The 21331-nt window shown below is 70.6% G+C and carries 17 protein-coding genes; 6 read left to right on the top strand and 11 right to left on the bottom strand.

The genetic code is table 11. The features are described 5' to 3' along the window. Positions 1-526 precede the first annotated feature (526 nt). The 3 genes from tdh (at position 527) to AOK16_RS17405 (ending at position 4075) form a co-directional block, all read left to right on the top strand. Positions 527-1555: an L-threonine 3-dehydrogenase gene (tdh, locus tag AOK16_RS17415; RefSeq protein WP_055473155.1), complete on the top strand. Its 1029-nt coding sequence runs from the start codon at positions 527-529 to the stop codon at positions 1553-1555. A 50-nt stretch (positions 1556-1605) separates the two neighbouring features. Beyond that, complete coding sequence (locus AOK16_RS17410) at positions 1606-2838, top strand: glycine C-acetyltransferase (protein ID WP_055473154.1); 1233 nt, start codon at positions 1606-1608, stop codon at positions 2836-2838. Positions 2839-3145: 307 nt separating this feature from the next. Beyond that, positions 3146-4075 (top strand): LysR family transcriptional regulator, encoded by a 930-nt coding sequence (locus AOK16_RS17405; RefSeq protein ID WP_055473153.1) that lies wholly within the window; start codon positions 3146-3148, stop codon positions 4073-4075. Positions 4076-4194: 119 nt separating this feature from the next. Here AOK16_RS17405 and AOK16_RS17400 read toward each other — a convergent pair whose 3' ends face one another. Further along, positions 4195-5451, bottom strand: a complete 1257-nt coding sequence (locus AOK16_RS17400; RefSeq protein WP_055473152.1) for a nucleotide sugar dehydrogenase — start codon at positions 5449-5451, stop codon at positions 4195-4197. A gap of 67 nt (positions 5452-5518) precedes the next feature. Here AOK16_RS17400 and AOK16_RS17395 point away from each other — a divergent pair, with 67 nt between their 5' ends. Further along, positions 5519-6292, top strand: coding sequence for a glycosyltransferase family 2 protein (locus AOK16_RS17395; RefSeq protein WP_055473151.1), 774 nt, complete (start codon positions 5519-5521; stop codon positions 6290-6292). 40 nt (positions 6293-6332) lie between these two features. Here AOK16_RS17395 and AOK16_RS17390 read toward each other — a convergent pair whose 3' ends face one another. Together AOK16_RS17390 and AOK16_RS17385 are read right to left on the bottom strand one after the other, a co-directional pair. Next, positions 6333-7256 carry a TauD/TfdA family dioxygenase gene (locus tag AOK16_RS17390; protein ID WP_055473150.1) on the bottom strand — a complete coding sequence of 308 codons (924 nt, stop codon included), beginning with the start codon at positions 7254-7256 and terminating at the stop codon, positions 6333-6335. Positions 7257-7412: 156 nt separating this feature from the next. Beyond that, a complete protein-coding gene (locus AOK16_RS17385; protein WP_055473149.1) occupies positions 7413-7841 on the bottom strand; it encodes an ATP-binding protein in 429 nt (142 codons plus the stop codon). A 448-nt stretch (positions 7842-8289) separates the two neighbouring features. On the opposite strand from AOK16_RS17385, the gene AOK16_RS17380 reads away from it, so the two are divergent. Both AOK16_RS17380 and AOK16_RS17375 read left to right on the top strand, forming a co-directional pair. After that, the gene (locus AOK16_RS17380) at positions 8290-9282 is read left to right on the top strand and encodes an NsdA family TPR-like regulatory protein (protein WP_079101492.1); all 993 of its coding nucleotides are present in this window, start codon (positions 8290-8292) and stop codon (positions 9280-9282) included. Continuing rightward, entirely contained in the window at positions 9279-9818 is a 540-nt protein-coding gene (locus AOK16_RS17375) for a GNAT family N-acetyltransferase (protein ID WP_079101491.1), read from the top strand. Before AOK16_RS17380 ends, AOK16_RS17375 begins: the two co-directional genes overlap by 4 nt. A 46-nt stretch (positions 9819-9864) precedes the next feature. Here the strand turns inward: AOK16_RS17375 and AOK16_RS17370 are convergent, their stop codons facing one another. The 8 genes from AOK16_RS17370 to pstC all read right to left on the bottom strand — a co-directional run bounded on the left by AOK16_RS17370 (position 9865) and on the right by pstC (position 21141). Beyond that, on the bottom strand, positions 9865-10710 hold the full coding sequence (locus AOK16_RS17370; protein ID WP_055473148.1) for a phosphate ABC transporter ATP-binding protein: 846 nt from the start codon (positions 10708-10710) through the stop codon (positions 9865-9867). A 43-nt stretch (positions 10711-10753) separates the two neighbouring features. Continuing rightward, the gene (locus AOK16_RS17365) at positions 10754-11674 is read right to left on the bottom strand and encodes a sortase (RefSeq protein ID WP_055473147.1); all 921 of its coding nucleotides are present in this window, start codon (positions 11672-11674) and stop codon (positions 10754-10756) included. Further along, the gene (locus AOK16_RS17360) at positions 11671-13110 is read right to left on the bottom strand and encodes an Ig-like domain-containing protein (RefSeq protein ID WP_055473146.1); all 1440 of its coding nucleotides are present in this window, start codon (positions 13108-13110) and stop codon (positions 11671-11673) included. Before AOK16_RS17360 ends, AOK16_RS17365 begins: the two co-directional genes overlap by 4 nt. Positions 13111-13260: 150 nt before the next feature. Then, entirely contained in the window at positions 13261-14247 is a 987-nt protein-coding gene (locus AOK16_RS17355; protein ID WP_055473145.1) for a type 2 periplasmic-binding domain-containing protein, read from the bottom strand. Between the two features lie 283 nt (positions 14248-14530). Then, positions 14531-17023, bottom strand: coding sequence for a hypothetical protein (locus AOK16_RS17350; protein ID WP_055473144.1), 2493 nt, complete (start codon positions 17021-17023; stop codon positions 14531-14533). Continuing rightward, on the bottom strand, positions 17020-18783 hold the full coding sequence (pstS, locus tag AOK16_RS17345; RefSeq protein ID WP_107098378.1) for a phosphate ABC transporter substrate-binding protein PstS: 1764 nt from the start codon (positions 18781-18783) through the stop codon (positions 17020-17022). Before pstS ends, AOK16_RS17350 begins: the two co-directional genes overlap by 4 nt. Continuing rightward, complete coding sequence (gene pstA, locus AOK16_RS17340) at positions 18780-20102, bottom strand: phosphate ABC transporter permease PstA (protein ID WP_205627711.1); 1323 nt, start codon at positions 20100-20102, stop codon at positions 18780-18782. The genes pstS and pstA overlap by 4 nt, the downstream gene beginning before the upstream one ends. Before the next feature lie 10 nt (positions 20103-20112). Further along, positions 20113-21141, bottom strand: coding sequence for a phosphate ABC transporter permease subunit PstC (gene pstC, locus AOK16_RS17335; RefSeq protein ID WP_079101490.1), 1029 nt, complete (start codon positions 21139-21141; stop codon positions 20113-20115). Positions 21142-21331: the final 190 nt, after the last annotated feature.

Here is a 21331-nt window from a genome sequence, read left to right as displayed (position 1 = left end):
GGACTTGGCGAGGGTGGCGGGGCTCTGACGGGTCGCCGTCCGGCGGGGGTCCGCGGTCATTGCCGCGTCGTCGACCGAGCGCCCGTTCGCCGTCCGGCGAGGGTCCGTGGTCGTCGACGCGTAGTCGTCCGCGCGCCCGTTCGTGGTCGGAGGCGCCCGTCCATAGTGGGGCGGAGGTGATGGGGGCGCGCTCCTCGTACGAGACTCGTACCCCCCCGCTTCCGCGTGGCGGAACGCCGCACGCGGTGGTCCCCGCGGCACCCGCCCCAACCCCGTGTGAAGGAAAGCTGCGCACCCGTTTAAGAAAAGCTCGATGGACCGCGGGGCCGTCGTGCGGCAGATTTCAGCCGTACGGCATGGAGGCCGCGGGCAGTCGCCGCGGAGGGGCGCGCACTCGGGGTGCCCCGCCCCGTGGGTCCACGCAGGGTGCCCCGCCCCGCATGTCGTGATGTCACCTCCCACGGTCCGTGGGCGCGCCCGCCGTGGGCCCGCGCCGCGCCGTGGCTCGTACGACGGGAGTCATGGCGTGAAGGCGCTGGTCAAGGAGAAGGCGGAGCCCGGGCTGCGGCTCAAGGACGTGCCGGAGCCGGTCATCGGGCCCGGCGATGTGCTGATCAAGGTGCAGCGCACCGGGATCTGCGGTACCGACCTGCACATCCGCGCCTGGGACGGCTGGGCCCAGCAGGCCATCCGGACCCCGCTGATCGTCGGGCACGAGTTCGTCGGCGAGGTCGTCGAGACCGGCCGGGACGTGGCCGACATCGCGGTCGGCGACCGGGTCAGCGGCGAGGGCCACCTGGTGTGCGGCAAGTGCCGCAACTGCCTGGCCGGGCGCCGCCACCTGTGCCGCGCCACCGTCGGTCTCGGCGTCGGGCGGGACGGCGCGTTCGCCGAGTACGTGGCGCTGCCCGCGGCCAACGTGTGGGTGCACCGCGTACCCGTCGACCTCGATGTGGCCGCGATCTTCGACCCGTTCGGCAACGCCGTGCACACCGCGCTGTCCTTCCCCGTCGTCGGCGAGGACGTGCTCGTCACCGGGGCCGGGCCGATCGGGCTCATGGCCGCGGCCGTGGCGCGCCACGCCGGCGCCCGCAACGTCGTGATCACCGATGTCAGCGAGGAGCGGCTGGAGCTCGCCCGCAAGATCGGGGTCAGCCTGGCCCTGAATGTCGCCGAGTCCACCATCGCCGACGGGCAGCGGACCCTCGGGCTGCGCGAGGGGTTCGACATCGGGCTGGAGATGTCCGGCCGGCCCGAGGCCATGCGCGACATGATCGCCAACATGACCAACGGCGGCCGCATCGCGATGCTCGGGCTGCCCTCCGAGGAGTTCGCCGTCGACTGGTCCCGGATCGTGACCTCCATGATCACGATCAAGGGCATCTACGGCCGTGAGATGTTCGAGACCTGGTACGCGATGTCGGTGCTGCTGGAGGGCGGCCTCGACCTCGCGCCCGTGATCACCGGCCGGTACGGCTACCGCGACTTCGAGGCCGCCTTCGCCGACGCGGCGAGCGGCCGCGGCGGCAAGGTCATCCTCGACTGGACCGCGTGACCGGCCCGACCTCGTAACTTCCGTACTGCGCAAGCACCTTAGGAGCCCCCATGTTCGAGTCCGTACGCGACGGCCTGCGCGCCACCCTCGACGACATCCGCGCCGCCGGGCTGCACAAGCCGGAGCGCGTGATCGGCACCCCGCAGTCCGCGACCGTCGGCGTCACCGCGGGCGGCCGCCCCGGCGAGGTCCTCAACTTCTGCGCCAACAACTACCTCGGCCTCGCCGACCACCCCGAGGTCGTCGCCGCCGCCCACGAGGCGCTGGACCGCTGGGGCTACGGCATGGCGTCCGTGCGCTTCATCTGCGGCACGCAGGAGGTCCACAAGGAGCTGGAGGGGCGGCTCTCGGCATTCCTCGGGCAGGAGGACACGATCCTCTACTCCTCCTGCTTCGACGCCAACGGCGGCGTCTTCGAGACCCTGCTGGGCCCGGAGGACGCGGTGATCTCCGACGCCCTCAACCACGCGTCGATCATCGACGGCATCCGGCTGTCCAAGGCGCGCCGCTTCCGCTACGCCAACCGCGACCTGGCCGACCTGGAGGCGAAGCTCAAGGAGGCCTCGGACGCGCGCCGCCGCCTGATCGTCACGGACGGCGTGTTTTCCATGGACGGGTACGTGGCCCCGCTGCGGGAGATCTGCGACCTGGCCGACCGCTACGACGCGATGGTGATGGTCGACGACTCGCACGCCGTCGGCTTCGTCGGCCCCGGCGGGCGCGGCACCCCCGAACTGCACGGGGTGATGGACCGGGTGGACATCATCACGGGCACCCTCGGCAAGGCGCTCGGCGGCGCCTCGGGCGGCTACGTCGCCGCGCGCGCCGAGATCGTCGCCCTGCTGCGCCAGCGCTCGCGCCCGTACCTCTTCTCCAACACCCTCGCCCCGGTGATCGCCGCCGCGTCCCTGAAGGTGCTGGACCTGCTGGAGTCCGCGGGCGACCTGCGGGACCGGCTGGGCACGAACACCGCGCTGTTCCGCTCCCGCATGACCGAGGAGGGGTTCGACATCCTCCCCGGCGACCACGCGATCGCGCCCGTCATGATCGGCGAAGCGGCCGTGGCGGGGCGGATGGCGGAGCTGCTGCTGGAGCGCGGGGTGTACGTGATCGGCTTCTCGTACCCGGTGGTCCCGCAGGGCCAGGCGCGCATCCGCGTCCAGCTGTCGGCCGCGCACTCCACGGAGGACGTGAACCGGGCGGTGGACGCGTTCGTGGCGGCGCGAGCCGAACTGGCGGCGGGGACGGGAGCGGAGACGGCGGGGGCAGAGTCGAGCGCCTGAACGGCGGCGCGGGCCGAACCAGGCGCCTGAACCGGCGGCACGGACCGAGCCGGGAGCCTGAGCCTTGGCGCGGACCGAGCCAGGCACGCCGAACCAGCGACACGGACCGAGCCGGGCGCGCTGAGCCGGGGCCCTGCTCCTGGAAGTTCGGTCTGCCGGCTGACCTGGTCAGACAGCAGACCGGGTTCGAGGTCCCGGCCCGGTCTGGCGGCTGACCCTGCCCGGCGTCCGACCTGCTCGGCCGTCCGGCATGGTCCGGCGTCGCCGTCCGGCATGGTCCGGCGCCCGACCTGAGAGAATCGACCGCGTGATAGAAGCGCGGCGGCTGCACATCCTCCGTGCGGTGGCGGACCACCGCACGGTGACCGCCGCTGCCGCAGCGCTCTACCTCACGCCGTCCGCGGTCTCGCAGCAGCTGGCCGCGCTGGAGCAGGAGACCGGGCACCGGCTGGTCGAGCGCGGCGCCCGCGGCGTACGTCTCACGCCCGCGGGCGAGATCCTGCTCAGCCACACCAACGCGGTCCTGGCCCAGCTGGAGCGGGCCGCGGCCGAGCTCGCCGCGTACGGCTCGGGCGCCGCGGGCACGGTCACCGTCGCGGCCTTCGCGACCGGCATCGGCCTCGTCGTGGCCCCCGCGATCGCCCGGCTCGCGGAGGCCAGGCCCGGCATCCGGATCCGCGTACGGGACGCGGAGGGGGACGCGAGCCTGCCGATGGTGCTGGACCGGCAGGTGGATGTTGCGGTGGCGGTCGAGTACCGGGGCGCGCCGGGCGCGGACGACCCGCGGCTGACCCGGGTCCCGCTGTACGCGGAGCCGTTCGACGCCGTCGTACCGCTGACGCACCGCCTGGCCGGCACGGACCGCGTACGCCTCGCCGAGCTGGCCAAGGACCCCTGGATCGGCCCGTACCCCGGCAACCCCTGCCACGACGTCGTCGTCCTGGCCTGCGAACACGCCGGATTCCAGCCGCGGTTGGAGCACTCCTCCGACGACTTCCGCGCGGTCGTGGCCCTGGCTTCGGCCGGTGCGGGTGTGGCGCTCGTACCGCGCTCGGCCCTGCGCGGCATGGACCTCGCGGGCGTCGTGATCCGCCCGGTCGACGGCACGCCCCCGACCCGCCGCGTCTTCGCCGCCGTCCGCTGCGGCGCGGAGGACCACCCCCTGATCCGGCCGGTGCTGCAAGCCTTGGGCGAGGCTGTGCCGGTGGAGGACGGGACCGGCCCCGACGGAGCCTGACCGGCGGACCCTCCCTCGGGGATCGTCGCGAGTCGTAGTGAGAACTCGAACCGTCGGCTCAGGATTCACCCGGGCGCGGCTTGCGGTGCTTCCCCCTTGGCTGCGACCCGGCTTGACGCTTACAGAACGTCGACGTTCGCGCCGGACAGTCGGTTCCGACAGTCGAGGACATAGGACGCGTGCTCTAGGACGGCCTCGTAGTCGAATCCCGCGTGGTCCGTGAGCAACACCACCGCGTCGGATGCCGCGATCTCCACCGCAGTCGCTTCTACTCGGATCAGGCGCGGGTCGGTGCGGATGTCATCTACAACGTGCGGGTCCGCCCCACGCACCTCGGCACCGAGGTCGAGCAGTAGCTCAGCGACACGCGCCGACGGCGACTCGCGGGAGTCGGCGGTGTTGGCCTTGTAGGCCAGGCCGAGCAGCAGGACACGAGATCCACTGACGGCCATGCGCCGCGTATTGAAACCCTCCATGAGCCGCCGGACCACGTAGTCAGGCATGTGGCTGTTTACGTCGTTGGCCAGCTCGACGAACCGGAACGCCCGGCCGAGCGTCCGCTCCACCCGCCAGGACAGGAACGAGGGGTCGATCGGCAGGCAGTGGCCACCCACCCCCGGGCCCGGGTTGAACCGCAGGAAGCCGAACGGCTTGGTGGCCGCCGCGTCGATCGCCTCCCAGGAGTTCACCCCGAGTGGTCTGGCGAGCATCGCTATCTCGTTGACCAGCGCGATATTGACGTGTCGGAAGGTGTTCTCCAGGAGCTTGGTCAGCTCGGCGGTGCGTGGGGAGGAGACCGGAACGGTGCGGTCGACGATCTGGCCGTAGAACGCCTCGACGGCCTTCAGCGAGTCGGCGTTGATACCGGAGACGAGCTTGGGGGTGTTCTCCAGGCGCCAGCGCGCGTTGCCCGGGTCGATCCGCTCGGGGCTGTAACCGAGGTGGAAGTCGCAGCCCGCGATCAGCCCGGACGTCTTCTCCAAGATCGGTAACAGCAGCTCCTCGGTGGTACCGGGGTAGGTAGTGGACTCCAGGACCACGGTCGCGCCGGGGCGCAGGTGCTCGCCCAGAGTGTGGGCACAGGACTCGACGTGAGTGAGGTCGGGCACGCCACCCCGCAGCGGGGTCGGCACGGTGATCACCGCGATGTCGAACGGGGCCAGCTCGGCGGCTTCGGCGGTCACGGAGTAGGCCCCGGAGTCCAGCACGGCGCGGATCCGCACGGACGCCACGTCCTCTACGTGCGACCCGCCAGCGGCGATCTGCTGAACGCGATGCCGGTCTACGTCGTAGCCGACGACACGATGGCCCATCTCCGCGGCGCGTACAGCCAGCGGCAGTCCGACGTAGCCCTGACCAGCGACAACAACATGCATGGCAGCTCCTACTACAATTCCAGTGCTTGAATGGACCGTCGTCTTTGGCCTTGCAAGGAGAAGCGTTGTGCCCCTGGTTTCTGTCGTGATGCCCGTGTACAACTCGGCAGTCACTCTTGGTGCGGCAATCCGGTCGGTGCTCACGCAGACCCACAGTGATCTGGAGCTTCTGGTCACCGACGACAGATCTTCCGATGGGTCCATGGACTTGCTGATGGAATTCGCCCGGCAAGACAAGCGTGTCCTACCGGAATCGGCGCCCGAACGGGGCGGTGCGGGCCGGGCGCGCAACCTCGCTATCGAGCGGTCCCGGGGGAATTACGTTGCCTTTCTTGACAGCGACGACATGTGGCTGCCGGAAAAACTTGAGCGGCAAATCGAATTCGCCGCGGCGGATAATGCTCCTTTGACGTTCACCTCCTACTACAAGATGGACGCCGATTACGACGGTGAGAGCACCGACTTCATCCCGAACGGGCGCGTGGTCCGCGCGCGGGGACACGTGGACTACCGCGCGATGCTGATCCAGGATCACATCGGGGCTCTGACCGCCATGTACGACCGCACTGTCCTTGGCGCAAGGCTGATGCCGGAGATGCGGAAGCGACAGGACTACGCCCTGTGGCTGTCGATCATGCGTGACGGCTTTGACGCTCGCGGCCTTCCCGAGCCGCTGGCGGTCTACAGGTCCCACCAGGCGGGATCGCTGTCATCCAACAAGCTGTCGCTGGTCCCGTACAACTGGGCGCTGTACCGCGAACACGAACGGCTGTCGGTTCCCCGGGCGACGCGGGCGCTGGCCGGCGCTGTGTGGCAGTCGCTCCGCAACTCGCGGATCTAGGACTCTTGGCGAAACCCGGCCCAACACCCGCCTGCATCACCTACGAGGTGACCGGTCCAGTGGCGCCTGCACTGCGCAGGAACAGTTGGAGCAGCAAGCGGCGCTCCTCGGGCGCCACATCCTGCTGCCCCTCGGCAAGCGGTTCGCGGCCGTGGACCCAGCGGTGCTGGTTCACGATCAAGACGTCACCGCGCTGGAGCGTGACGGAGACCTGCCCGGCGACCATCTGGTCCGCGAGTTCCCTGGCCGCGTGGGCATGTGCCTCATCGAGTCCGGACTCGGCGAGCATCTTGGCGGTGAACCGGACGAATCCGAGGTCGGCGGGTTCGCCGTCCAGGACTGGGAACGGCTTGTACTCCTCGCCAACGTCAGACAGTTCATAGAACGATCCGTAACTGAATGCCACCTCGGCCAAGAGGGCGCGACTTGATGGCGCCAGGCGCGATACGGCCGCGTGGGCATCGGAAAGGATGCTCGCGCCAGCGCCGAGCGGGTCGGGTCGGACGCACAGAAGCGTGGTGTAGTCCGGCGGCTGGGTCGTGTTGACCAGGTCCATGTGGAATGCGTTGTAGCCCGTACCGGTGGACAGGCCGGGATTGGCGTTGAGGTTGGTCCCGATCTCCTTCCACAGAGGCCATCGCTGGAAGGGCTGAAAAGGGGTTGCCACTTCGGCGAGAATTGCCGTTGCCAAGCGCAGAAATTGTTCCCCGATCCCCAGTGCATCAGCGATGTTCCGCAGACGCACCACGGCGTATCCGGCGCCCGTCCCGTTCAGCGTGGCGAGAAGCGTGCCCCTGGTCTCGTTGAACAGCGGAGCCGAAGCCAGCTTGGTCCGGTACTGCTCGATCGTGGAATCCGCCAAGAACGTGCCCTCCACACTCCAAGCAGGGAGGGCGCTTCCGAGGTCGATTAGAGCGTCCTCTAGCTTGCTTGGCAGATCGATGCCCGCACTAAGTTCCTTCACGATTCTCCTCCTAGGTTCGAAATGATGCGACCCTGACCCGAATCGGTCGCCATGAGTGATGCGCAGCCAGGACTTTCTGTGTGACCAGTAGGCGTCGTCGATATCGGGCCTGAGATCGGGGTAGCCCTGTCCGTGCCTGTATTGGTGATCAATGCTTTACAGCGTCCCCGCGCGGAACGTGGCCCAGGTCGTCGTGCCGTCGTCGCTCACACCCCAGTCGCGTGCGAGGGCTGCGACAAGGAACAGACCGCGACCGGAGACGTCTTCGTCGTCAGCGGAGGTGAGTTGAGCTGGTGATGGGCTGCCGTCGGTGACCTCGACCCGTACCTCTCCAGGGGCGTAGAGGAGCTTCAGCTCGATGTCCCCGTGGCCGTGCTGGATGCCGTTGGTGACGAGCTCGGAAACAGCGAGCACGATGTCATCCGCGGTTGGCCCGGGTACCTCCCACAGCCGCAGGTGGGCCGCGGCAATGCGGCGCATGCGGCCGACGCGGGCCTTGTCTGGGGTGAAGGCCACCGCGAAGCCGCGGGCGGTCTGGTGCAGCAGTTCGGCAGCGGTCATTGCTACAGCCGTGGTGGGGCTCATTGGCGACCTCCCGTGTGGGTGGTGTGGGGGTGCGTGCCAACAGGCAACTCCCTTGGAACCGCCACGGGTTAGGGGAACGCAGGTGGCATTCCGGGGTGCCACCTAGGGGCTTTTGGGATTCTCTTTACCTGACGGTGAGTGCTCGAAGGTCTACCGTGCGGTCATGGACGTCACGCGTAACAAAGCTTTTGAGGCGTGGATGAACGAGCATGGCTACAGCTCCAACAGCCTTGCCACGGCTGCGAACTCAGCCCTGGAGCGCCTCACTGGAAAACTTGGACGTTTCGACGGCCGTACAGTCAGGGACTGGCGCAGCGGCCGAGTGCGATGGCCCAACTCCGCTACACGGAAAGCTCTGGAGGACGTCACTGGGCTTCCCGCAGTCGCTTTAGGGTTCGTCCCACGGGAGCGGCCTTCACCCACGGCAGCCTCACCGCAGGAGGACCCCATGCACCGCCGCACACTCATCGCCGGCTCGTTTACAGCGGCTGTGGCTGCCGCCGCCCCTGGCGCCAACTCAGCCCGCAAGATCGGCATGAGCGACGTTGAGCGCTTGCGAGACAAGTTCACTGCGGTGGTTGCCAGCGACCACCGTCATGGTGGACAGCGCGACATCGAGCAGCGTGCTGCCGACCTTGCTGACGAGGCCCTGAACCTGCAGAACTCCGGCAGCGCCACCCAGCGCGTGCGCAGCAGTCTGTACGCCACCGCCGCCAGTTTCCGGTCTTCGGCAATGTGGGCCGCCATCGACGGTCGGCGCTACCAACTCGCTATTGGGCACATGCGCGAGGCGCAGACCCTCGCGGAACTCTCCGGGGACCAGGCAATCAAATTCCGCATCTGGTCCCATGCAGGCAGCCTCTACCGACATCTGGGCCGCCCTGCCGACGCCCGCGCCGCCAACGATGTGGCAAGGAATTTGCACATCACCCGCCGTGACCCGATGTTCGCCTCGCTTGGGATGGCACGGCAAATGGCCATCCAAGGCGTCGCCCATGAGCGCAGTGGCTTGAGTCGGTCCTTCGGTCAGGCACAAGAGGCTATGAGTCGCGCGGATTCGGACCCTTACCGGCCCGTGTGGTTGCTGGCTTTCTACGACGAAGCAGAGCTGCACTCGCTGGCCCTCACCGCTTACCTCGCAGTCGGCAACTGGGCCACCGCGGAGTACCACGCACACCGATGCCTGGCCGCACTCAGGCCGCATATGCGTCGTTCTCGGGCCATCGCTTCGAGCCGCCTTGCTCATGCCCAGCTCGCTCAGGGCGATGCCGAGACCGCCACCCATACCGCGATGGCAGTTCCGGCCGATGCCGCTACCCAACATGCCCGTGTGTCCCGCATGCTTCAGGAGTTCGGTGCTGCCCTGCGTGCCACAGCACCGGGAAGCGCCAGCGCACACGACTGGACCGAGCACACCGCCGCCTGGAGGGCCAAAGCATGACCTCGGCACCCGCCATCGATCTGAGAACGTCCACCGAGATCGACGCTGTGCGCGGCGATCTGCTCGATGTGTACGCCGAGGTGCGCGCCCCGTTGCTGCACCTGCCGAACTACGCGGTCACCGCCTTCGGCGAGCGGCTGGACCGACACGGCTCCGAGCCGGGGTTCGAGGCCGTCCTCGCTTACGACGGTGATCATCCCGTGGGTTACGCCTACGGCAATCAGATCGAGGCCGGCGACCGGTACTGGCAGCGCACAAGCCCGGCGCCCAGGGAGGAGTTCACCGGGCACCCGGCCGTGGCCCTCAAGGAGATCGGTGTACGGCCCGGGTGGCGCGGCACCGGTGTAGCCCGGCGCATCCACGACGCGCTCCTGGCCGATCGTGACGAGCCCTATGTGACCCTCATGGTCAACGAGGCGGCCGGAGGCGGGAAGGTGCATGCCCTGTACCGGACGTGGGGGTACCAGGACATCGGCCACAGCCAGCCCTCACCGGCCTCTCCCCGCCTCACCGTGATGATTCGCCCGACCCGATGACCGTGCCGTCACGGCATCTTGGCACCGAAAAGCGTCGGGGTTTCGGTCAGCCGAACCGCCCGTTCACGTAGTCCGAGGTCCGGGGGTCCTGGGGGGAGTTGAACATGGCGTCGGTGGGGCCGTGTTCGACGATGACGCCCGGGGTGCCCTGTTCCGCGAGGAAGAACGCGCAGGTGTTGGAGACGCGGGCGGCCTGCTGCATGTTGTGGGTGACGATGACGATCGTTACCTCTTCCGAGAGTTCCGCGATCGTCTCCTCGATGCGGCGGGTCGAGGTGGGGTCCAGGGCCGAGCAGGGCTCGTCCATGAGCAGGACCCGGGGGCGTACGGCCAGCGACCGGGCAATGCACAGGCGTTGCTGCTGGCCGCCCGAGAGCGCACCGCCCGGCTGGCGCAGCCGGTCCTTGACCTCCTTCCACAGGCCCGCGCGCGTCAGGCACTCCTCGACCAGGTCGTCCCTGCCGCGCCGGGTCGCCTTGATGCCGTTGAGTTTCAGGCCCGCCAGCACGTTGTCGTAGAGCGACATGGCGGGGAACGGGTTCGGCTTCTGGAAGACCATGCCGATCTGGCGGCGGGCGTGGGTGATGCGGCGGCCGCGGTCGTAGATGTCCTCGCCGTCCAGCAGTACGCGCCCGGCGAGCGAGGCCGACCCGATCAGCTCATGCATGCGGTTGAGGATGCGCAGGAATGTCGACTTGCCGCAGCCGGAGGGGCCGATGAGGGCGGTGACCTCGCGGGCGGGCATCGTCAGCGACACCCGGTCCAGGACCTTGTGGTCGCCGAACCACGCCGAGATCGCGTCGGCCTCAAGGCTCGCGGGACGGCCCGCGGGGCGTACGGCGGGCTCGGCCGGTCCGAGGAGGTCTTCGGTCAGGGTCACAGTGTCGGGCATTTCTGCGGGACTCCTCGTTCGGTGGAGGGGAGTTGATGGGTTTTCACAGCACGTTGGGGAGCAGTCGGGTCGCCGCGCCCGAGACCGCCAGGCCCAGCGCCGCCAGTACGGGAACGCCCACGATCCACGTCTGCCAGCGGCCCCACACGCGGTACGCGCCCACGGTCAACAGCGCGGCCACCAGCAGGCCCTGCGACCACAGGAACACCTCCAGCCACGCGGCCGGTTCGCCGGCCAGCGCCTCCTCCGAGGACCCGATCCAGCCGGTCCGCACGACCCGCGGCGGGTTCGGCTGGACGGGGCTCACCAGCCGGGCGTCGACGCGCAGGATTCCGGAGGGGGTGTACGGGCCGCCGGTCGCGGTGATGAGGGTCAGGCGGCCCTGGCCCTCGGCGAGCGGGGCGGGCAGCCGGTCGCCGGGGCGGCGGACGTCCAGCACCTCGAAGACGGACTTGGCCTGGCCGGTGGTGACCTCGACGCGCGTGCCGGGCGGCAGCTTGTCGAGGTCGTTGAACGGGCTGCCGTAGCCCCACTGCCGCCCCATGATCACGCTGGTGCCGGCCTGCCCGGGCAGCGGGGTGTCGCGGCGGTGGCCGGGGCCGGACATCAGGACGCCGGAGGTGGTGCCCTCGGCGACGACCTCCTTCAGGCCGAGGGCGGGGATGCGGAGCAGGGCGACCGGAGCGCCGGGCTCCAGCGGCTTGCCCTCGTACGTCTGCTGGCCCACCGGCGCGATGCCGGTGGCGAGTTGCCTGCGCAGCTCGTCGTACGCGGTGGCCTGGTCGCGGGAGTGCTGGAGGTGGCCGACGATCGTGAGGTTCGCGGCGAAGCCGAGCAGCACGGCGGCCAGCACGCAGAGCGCGGCGCCGGCCAGGGCCATGCCCGCGCGATCCGGAGGCGAGGGCTCCGCGGCCCGCGGCCGCCCGGGGGCGGCCGCGGGCGCGGGCGCGGTGTCCACGGTCACGGGGTGCGCTCCTCCTGCGCGCCGCCGAACGACTGCAGGCCGACCCGGCGGCCGTAGCGGACGAAGGCCGCGCCCAGGCCGGTCAGGACGATGGCGGCCAGGCCCACCGTGGAGGCGATGCTGCCCGTCGAGGCGAGCGGGGAGCCCGTACCGCCGCCGGAGCCGGAGCCGCCGGTGGAGGCGCCCCCGTCCGTGCCGGTGCCGCCGGAGTCGGAGCCGCCGGTCGCGCCGCCGTCCGCGCCCGCCGTGTCGCTGGGGTCGGGCGTCGGCGAGGCCTCGCCGACGGTGAAGGCGAACTCGGCGCTGTGCGGGGCCTCTTCGTCCGTGCCCTTCGCCGCCTCCTCGGCAAGGGTCAGGGTGTACGAGCCGTCGGCGAGGCCCTTCGGCACCGTGAACGCGTACGCCTCGACGGTCCCTTCGGGGTCTGCGGTCGCGTCCTCGAAGGCCTCCTCGCTGTCGGAGAGGGTGACCTTGACGGTGGCGTCGGCGGTGTAGCCGCGGGCGGTGAGCAGCACCTTCTGCTCGGGGGTGAGCACCGGGTTCTCGCCGAGCGGCTCGCCGTCCTCGTCGGTGGCCTCCAGGCCGGCCGGCTCGGTGGGGTCGTCCGTGGGCGTGCCGGTGTCGCTCGGCTCCGGGGGGTCCGAGGGGTCGCCGCCGGGCTCGGTGATCGTGTAGGTCTGCGCCGCCGAGACCGAGCCGGTGTACGCGGTGGTGTCGGCCGGGGTGAAGGTGGCGGTCAGGCTGTGGGCTCCGGCGGCCAGCGCGGTGGTCTTGAACGCGGCCTTGCCGGAGGCGACAGCCGCCTCTCCGAGCTTCGTGGCCCCGTCGTGGAACGCGAGGGTTCCGGCGGCGGTGTCCGGGGTCACCTTGCCTTCGAGCTTGACCTCGCTGCCGGCGACGGCGCTGCCCGCGGGGTCGGCCGTGAGTTCGGTGGAGGTGGACACCGCGGGGTCGGGCTTCAGGGTCCAGGTGGTGCCGGTGACGGTGATGGTGGACGAGAACCAGCCCGGGGCCATGTCGGAGAGACCCTTGTGGCACTTGAGCCGGATCTCGTAGTCGCCGTCGGTCGCGGGGCCGCCCAGGGCGGTCTCGATCGAACGCCACGCGGGCAGCGTCCAGTTGATCGGGCCCGTGAAGGGCGCGCCGGCGGTCGTGACGCTCGCGAGGGAGGTCTCCGTGGTGGTGCCCGGCTTGACGATCTTCAGGCTGATGCGGGCCGCGTAGTCGGACGGGCAGCCCTGGGCGGTCGTCACCGAGGCGAACGGCGGGTTGTCGGTGACGCTTCCTGTGGCGGACGCCAGGGTGAGCTTGCCCGCCGCCTCGGCCCTGGCGCCTGGCGCGAGCGCGAGGCCGAGGAAGGCGCTCAGGGCGCCGGTGACCAGCGCGGCGAGTGCCAGCAGGACCGCCGGGCTTCTTCTTGCTGCTGTCGGAGTCATTTCAGCGATCCCCCCACGGGATGCGGTCGGTTGGTGGACAGAGGTGTGGGAACACGGCCAGGGGCCGGGCACCTGGAGAGGTGCCCGGCCGTTACGCGGGTGGTGCGGCGGCCGTCGGTCGATGGCCTGCAGCCAGTGGCGTTCCAGCGGTCAGCGCTCGCCCTTGAGGGAGGTGTTGCCGCAGTTGGAGGCGGTGCCGAAGCCGTAGGTGTTGATGACGGAGGTCTGGGCGCAGACCTTCGAGGAGGAGCCGACGAAGGCCGCCGAGACGGTGGCGTCGGTCAGCTTGGCGGTCGGGACGACGTGGTAGACGTCGCGCTGGACGGGGAAGTCGGGGTTGAGCACGGCACCCGAGAGCGGGGCCACGCCGTTGATGGAGCGGAGCTGGGCGGCACCGCGGCGGTTGGCCACGCCCGGCAGGCTGTTGCCCTGCGCGATGTACTGGGCGATGGAGTACGGGGCGATGTCGCCCTCGCTGTTCAGCGCCTCGCCGTTGTGCTCCTGGACGGTGTCGTCGACGCACTTGCCGTTCGCGCCACCGGCCGCGATCTGCGCCTCGGTCACGCCGATCGTGTTCAGCCAGAAGGTCCGCGTGCCCGAACCGGCCTGCGGCAGCAGCGGGGTGACTGCGATGCCGTCGATCTCGGTGAGCTCGCACGTGTAGATGTCGGCGAGGTCGCCCAGCGTCAGGTCGGTGGGCAGACCGCTGTCGGAGCGGGTCGCGTAGGTGACCGCGTCCTTCGCGAACGGGACCCAGGTCAGGTCGGTGGTGGAGGTGTCGACCGGGCCGCGCGAGGAGCGGGCGAAGTCGAGGCAGCCCGTGGTGTTGTCGACGGCGTTGCGCAGCGCGTCGATGCCCGCCGAGGAGCCGTTCGGGCGGTTCACGCTGTCACAGCCGGTGGCGCGGGTCTTGATGGTGGCGGTGCCGGTGGCGTTGTACGAGGCGATCAGCGAGCCGCTGTCGATCGCGGTGCCCAGGCCGTTGCCCACGTCCTGCGTGGTGTCGGAGCCGACACCGGCGAGCACGCGGTAGTCTCCGGCGGCCGGGTCGGCGGCGGCCGGGAGGGCCATCAGGCTGACACCGAGGGCGGCGGCGCCGAGGACGGCACCGATGCGGGCACTGGAATTGACGTTCACTTCTGTTCTCCTCCGTATGTCACGGACCTGCGAATGGACGCTCAGAACGCACAAGCAGACTGCGGAATCCGGATCTTCGTGCCACCAACCCGTCGGCCGGCACCGCAAACCATTCCCGAACCGCCTTTCGGCGGCCACCAACTCCAGCGGTGGAATGGGTTACGGGACCCTTTCCTAGGTGACACCTAGGGAATTCACCCAACGCCAGCCGGAATTCTGCGGGTTGACCGTTCGAAAAAATCCCCCGGATTCCCTGATGCAGACGCCGGTTTCAGTCGGGAATTCAGCCGGGCACGCTCGGCCTCCGTACGGAGAAGCGCAGGAGCAGCGGGCCCGCGAGGGCCGCCGCGGCGCCGAGGGCGAGGACGCCGAGCAGCACCCAGCGGAGGACGCCGAGCACTTCGGAGGGCGTCAGCCCGCCCGACTTGGCGACGTTCTGCTGGTCGGCGGGGCTCTTCCCGCCGTCCCCTCCGCCGGGGCGGTCCGCGCCGGAGCCCGAGCCCTCCGACGATCCCCCCGGCGCGCCGGCCGCTCCCCCGCCGTCCGCCGAGGCGCCGCCGTCTCCGCCGGTCGCCGCGCCACCCACCGAGGCATCCGCCCCGAGGCCGCCGTCGGAGCCCGACCCGCCGGCGGACCCGGTGGAACCTCCCGCGGCGGCCCCGCCGTTGCCGGTCCCGCCGGACGTCGGGTCCTCGCCCGCCGGGTCCGGCTTCTCCAGCGCGGCCGCCGCGGCCTCCGCCCGGTCGCGCAGTCCGGCGGGCAACGGCACGTAGCCGGGCGGGAGTTCGCCGGGCGCGTACCCCTGGACCTGGCCGTCGCCCGCCGCGTACCGGATGAGCTGGGCGTACGCGGTGCGGTCCTGCTGCGCCATGCCCTTGGACGCGGCGGCGTAGGTGACGGCGGTGAGCGGATAGGCGCCGCCCTGCGCCGCGCCCGGGTCGGGTGCCAGGACGCCCGCCACCTCCGAGTCCTTCATGGACTCGACCCCGGCGAGCAGCGACTCGGCCGTCGGCTGGACGAAGGTGCCGTCGGCGTTGCGCAGGGCGGCGGTCTGGAGGCCGTACCGCGCGGCGGACGCGGCGTCGACGATCGCGATCTGGGTCCGCCGGCCCGGCAACTGGCCGCCGCCGTTGGTGAGTTTCGGCGGGGTTCCCAGGTCCCAGAACGTCTTGCGGCCCGAGTCGCCGCGCAGCGCGCGCAACGCGGCGTCGTGCATGTCGTTGGCGTACGGCTGGACGTCGGTGATGCCTATCAGGGACGCCTCGTACTGCTCGTTGGCCAGCCGCGTGAAGGGGTCAGCCTTCGGGAATCCGTCGATCGAGCCGTCCGTGGCGAGCCCGAGTTCCTGATAGTTGGGGTTGATCTTCATGCCCCAGGGGTCGGGGCTCCCGGACAGGAATGCCTTCGCCTCGTCATCGGATTGCAGCCAGTGCCAGACGAGCCGGTTGACGTCGGAATTCTCGATGGACACGATGAGGCTTTCCGGGGTCGGCCCTCTCACCGAAACCCAGTCCGCCAACCGGGGATTGACCTCCAGAAATTCCGGATCCGCCCGCCAGTTCACCGGATTCCCCTCCAGGTATTGGGGATCCTGGCCGGTGAGCGCGGTGTCCTGGAGATAGGAGCCGGTCAGCATTTTCGCCAGCAGCCGTGGTGTCAGCCGGATTTCATGGACCAGTGAGGACCTCGGGTCCTCGATGAGGAACGCCACGGCGACACCCGAGACGGCCGTCGGCGCGTGGACCACCTCCGGGGCGCCCTCGCCCTCGATGCGCACGGGATCCACGGTGAAGGCGAGCAGGGGATCGCTGCTCGCGCTGCTCAGCTGGGTCCGCGCGTAGTCCTCCCCGCTCTGGTTGAACTGGAACGTCGAGCCGGTGGTCCCGCACAGCTTGGGCAGCCACGAGGTCATGGCGTCGGTGGCCAACTCCGAGCCCATGGCCGGACGTTCGGGCTGGCCGAGAGGGCAGGACTCGCCGACCGGCAGGAAGTCCAGCTTGAAGACGATGCGCTGGGCCCAGTTGGTGGCGGACAGCGGGGAGGAGTCGTACTTGTTGCTGAGGGTCGCCGTCGACCCGTCGGCGTCGTGCGCGCCCCGGGGCACCACGACCAGCCAGCAGGCCCGGCCCTTGCCGCCGCCGGTGGACTCGCCGCAGCCCAGGTGGGAGGCCTCGACCACGGTCAGCAGCCGGAAGACCGTCTCCCCGGTGCCGTCCGCGCCCGTGCGCAGATAGGGCGCCTCGTTGGTGTCCAGCGGGCTGAAGTACGTGTCGTCCGTGCGGTCCGTCGTCGCGGGACCGCCGTCGGCGGGCTCGAACGGCACGAAGGGGACGTCGAAGGGGTGCGCCGGGTCCGGGACGTACTCGGTCTCGCCCGGGTCCTGCTGGACCTCGCGCAGGGTCGAGCCGAGACCGGCGCCGTAGTCCTTGTTCAGCGCCCCGAACTGGCACTGCTCGCGCCGCGGCCCGGTCTCCGCCTCGCCCCAGCACTGCATGACCTGGAGGATGTTGGCGTTGCTGTACTGCTGCGTGGGCGCGGCTCCCGACCAGGTGATCCGCACGCCCTGCGCCCGCAGGTCCCGTGTCTGGTGGACGGTGACCCGCAGGTCCGAGAAGTCGTCGTGGAGCCCCTGCACCCCCTCTTTCGTCACCGCCGAGGTCTCCGCCTCCGCGGCCCGCGCCTGGCTCACCGGCGGCAGCGGCAGCAGCCCCACCACCAGGGCGGCCAGGAGGAGCGCGAGACCGACTGCCGTACGCCCGCGGCTCGCCCTGCTCACAGCGCACCTCCGTTGCGCCGGGCCCGCGCCGCCAGCAGGCGGGCGGTGACGGGCGGTCCGACGACGACGCCGATGAGGAGGGCGGCCGAGAGCGCCATCAGGGCGCCGCGCAGGCCGACCGAGCCGTCGGCCGCGAGGTTCATGGGGTTGGCGGCCACCGAGGAGTCGCCGGTGCCGTCGCCGCTGCTGATCAGCTCGCCCGTGTCGGGGTCGACCATGGTGCCGCCGTCGGCTCCGGCGCCTCCCCCGCCGTTCGCACCGCCGCCGTCGGCGCCGCCGTCCGCGCCACCCGAGGAGCCGGACCCGCCGCCGGCACCACTCGTACCGCCTCTGCCGCCCGAGCCGGAGCCGCCGCCGGAGCCACCGCCCGAGCCCGAACCACCGCCGGAACCCGAGCCTCCGGAGCCCGAACCCCCGCTGCCCGAGCCGCCGTTGCTGCCGCCCTGCGCACTCGGCTTGACCGGGGTCGGGTTCTTGGCGCCCGCGGTGCCCGTGGTGCACTGCGTCGGTCCGCGCTTGTCGCAGTCGCGCGGGAACGGGGCGTTCTTGGCGAGGGTGTTGGTGCCGTCGGAGGAGAACGTGGGGTTGCGGCAGTCCTTGATGGCGATGTTCTGCGTCTGCACGCCGGGGATCCTGGCGACCTGCTTGAGCCCCGCCTGCACGAGGTTGATCGGCAGCGGCGAGTACCCCAGCTTCTCGGCCTGCTGCTGGCCCTCGCAGAGGAAGTAGTAGTTGAACGCGCCGAGCGTCTTGCCCTTGGCCGTGGTGAACGGCTTCTCGGTCGAGGTCGGGATGACCATGTAGCTGTAGCTGGAGAGCGGATAGGCCCGCCGGTCCGCGTTCCGGTAGACGTTGTCGAGGATCTGCGTCAGGTAGTTCGGGGAGTTCTTGTTCTCGTTGATCTGGGCCTTGAGCAGGGCGACCGCGACGCTTGAGGCCGTCGGCTCGACGTAGTAGTCCGCCTTGTTGAGCAGCTTGGCCACCGGGAACCCGGTCTTGATCGCGTACGAGTACTCCACATACGTGATGGCGCCCTCGTACTTCGGCTGCTTGACGTATCCCGCCACGCCCAGCGAGCCGGACTGGGCGGTGAAGCCGGAGCCGGGGATGACCGGGTAGTACGAGGTCATGCCGCAGGGCGTCGGCTTGCCCGCCCGCCGGCAGTAGTCGTTCCAGAGCGAGCCGTGCTCCTTGGCCATCCACGTGGTGAACTGCGCCGTCGTGCCCGAGCCGTCGGAGCGCACGACCGGCACCACCTTGCGTGCCGGGAGGGTCAGACCGGGGTTGTCGGCCCGGATCGCGGGGTCGTTCCACAGCGTGATCTTCCCGGTGAAGATCTTCGTGAGGACCGCCCCCGACAGCCGCAGGTTGGTGACCTTCTTGCCGCCGATCTTGAGGTTGTACATGAACGCGGTACCGCCCGCCACGATCGGCATGTACGCGTAGCCGCGCTTGGGCGGGGCGTCGGTGTTGCCGAACTCGGTGAGCCCGTAAGGGATTTCGGAGACGGCGAAGTCCGCCGTGCCGTTCTTGAACTGCTCGCGGCCCACCGAGGAGCCGACGGCCGAGTAGTTGACCGTCATGCCGTACTGGGTGACGTTGCGCCGCCACTGGTCGAGCGCGTTGGAGCTCCACGTCGAGCCCGCCCCGCTGATCTTCGTGTACGAGGCGGCCCAGGCCGTGGGCGGATGGACGGCCAGGAGGGCGCAGAGCAGGCCTGCGACGGCCGCGAACAGCCGGGGGACGGTTGCGGGTTTCACTGCGGACTCCTCGTCGGGGAGGGCTCGGCGGAAGGATCGTCGTTGCTCTGGTGCGGGTCTCGGTCGGCGTACGTGCGCGGGGAGCGCGCCGCGAAGCGCTCGGCGTCGCGGCGGGAGGCCAGCACCCGGCGGTGCTCCTGGCGGCGGGTCAGCTGGCCGGGCCCGCGCCCGCCGATGACCCGGGCCGCGATGAACAGCACCAGCACGAGCAGCATCAGCACCGCCGCCGTGCCGAAGCCGCGCGCGATCATCGTGGGCTCAGGGGACTTGACGAACTCGAAGGTGGCCAGCGGCAGCGACACCTGCGGGCCGGACAGCGGATCGGCGTTGAGCTCGGCCGTGAAACCCGCGGTGAGCAGCACCGGCGAGGTCTCGCCGACGCCCCGCGCCGTGCCGAGGATCACCGAAGTGGTCAGCCCGGAGCGGGCGGTGGGCAGCACGACGTGCCAGACGGTGCGCCAGCGCGAGGTGCCCAGCGCATACGAGGCCTCGCGCAGGGTGCCCGGGACCAGCCGCAGGACGACGTCCGCGGCGCGGATGATGATCGGCAGCATCATCACACCGAGCGCGAGCGCCGCCGCGAGGCCGGACCGCTCGAAGCCGAGCGCCAGGATCACGGTCGCGTAGATGAACAGGCCGGCGACGATCGACGGCAGCGCGGTCATCGCCTCGACGATGGTCCGCACGAACCGGGCGAACCGGCCCGGGACTTCGTTGAGGAAGACCGCGCAGACCAGCCCGCTGGGCACGGTGATCGCCAGCGCGATGAGGATCTGCTCCAGCGTGCCGACGATCGCGTGCAGGATGCCGCCGGCCGACAGCGGGTCGAGCGGGCCGGCCGTGCGCATGTCCTGGATGTAGAAGTTCAGGTGCGGCAGCGCCCTGCGGCCCTCCCACAGGGTGTAGACGACCACGAACGCGAGCGCCGTGACCATCACCAGACCCAGGCTCTGCACGACGACCGCCGCGACCCGGTCGCGTACGGCCGGGCCATCCTCGTCGAAGGAGACCACGAGCGCGTAGCAGCCGAGGAAGAGCGCGTACGCGATGACGGTGAAGCCCACGGCGCCGTCGAACGGCAGCAGCCGGTCGAACAGCAGGGCGGTGAGGCTGAGCGCGGCGGCGGCCGAGCCCAGCAGGGCGTACGCGTCGGTGGCGCGCAGCAGGGAGGTGCCGCGGCGCCGGTCCTCGGTGCGCCGGGGCGCGGGGAGGGTGGTGCGCGGTGAACTCCGCTGCGGTTTCGGCGGATCGGTGCTCGCGGGGCCGGCCGGCCCGGTGGCCGGCGCGGTGGCGGTCATGGCGGTCCCCTCAGCGGTCATGGCGGTCCCCTCAGGAGTCGCTGGCCGCGCCGGACCGGCTGCGGGCGACGATCGACGACGCGGCGAAGTTGACGACGAGGGTCATGAGGAAGAGCGCGAGGCCCGCGGCCATCAGCGCCGACATCCCGAACTCACTGGCCTCGCCGAAGCGCAGGGCGATGAGCGCGGCGACCGAACTCGTGCCGTTCTGCAGGAGGTGCGGCTGGATGACGAAGACCGGCGAGATGATCAGGTAGACCGCGATGGTCTCGCCGAGCGCCCGGCCGAGGCCGAGCATCGTGCCGCCGATCACGCCGCCCTTGCCGAACGGCAGGACGACGCTGCGGATCATGCCCCAGCGGGTGGCGCCCAGCGCGTACGCGCCCTCGCGCTCACCGACCGGGGCCTGGGAGAACACCTCGCGCATCACCGAGCAGGCGATCGGCGCGACCATCATGGCGACCACGACGCCCGCGATGAAGGTGGAGGAGGTGAAGACCGTCTCGGTGGCGAGCGGGTCGGTGGGGTCGGCGCCGTCCACCGTGAACAGGGGAATCCAGCCGAGGTACGTGGCGATCCAGCGGGCCGTGCCGAGGACGTGGCTCTGGAAGAAGAACAGGCCCCACAGGCCGTAGACCACGGACGGCACGGCGGCCATCAGGTCCACCACGCTGACCAGAGTCCGGCGCAGGCGCGGCGGGGCGTACTCGGAGATGTAGAGGGCCGAGCCGACCGCGAGCGGCACCGCGACGGCGATGGCGACCAGGGCGATCAGCACCGTGCCGGTCAGCACCGCCGCGATACCGAAGTTCCCGGCGTCCGGCTCCCAGGCCTCGGTGGTGACGAAGCCCCAGCCCGCCTTGGACAGCGCTTGCCACGCGCGGTAGAGGAGGAAGCCGCCGACGAGCAGCATGACGGCCAGTACGAGCCCTCCGCCGCCGCGCGCGACCGAGCGGAAGATCCGGTCGGGCAGGCCGGGGTCCGCGTACAGCCGCCGGGGCGCCTCGACCCCGGCGGCTCCGACGGCGGCCCCGGCCGCTCGCTCCCTTGTTCGTCTCATCACGCGCCCGACGCTCTCGGCGCGGCGTGGACGAGGCCGCAAGGAGATGTGAACGAGGTGTGCCCAAGGGGCAACTTCAGGTGACGGGGCGGTAGTTGCCCCTGGATTCTTCGGAGGTGCGGGGGCCTCCTTTGGAGATGCGGGGGCCTTCTCCGGGGTTGCTGGGGCCTCCTTCGGGGTTGCCCTGACC

Source organism: Streptomyces pathocidini (assembly GCF_001418495.1).
Taxonomy (GTDB): Bacteria; Actinomycetota; Actinomycetes; order Streptomycetales; family Streptomycetaceae; genus Streptomyces; species Streptomyces pathocidini.
This window is presented reverse-complemented; position numbering and strand designations above follow the sequence as displayed.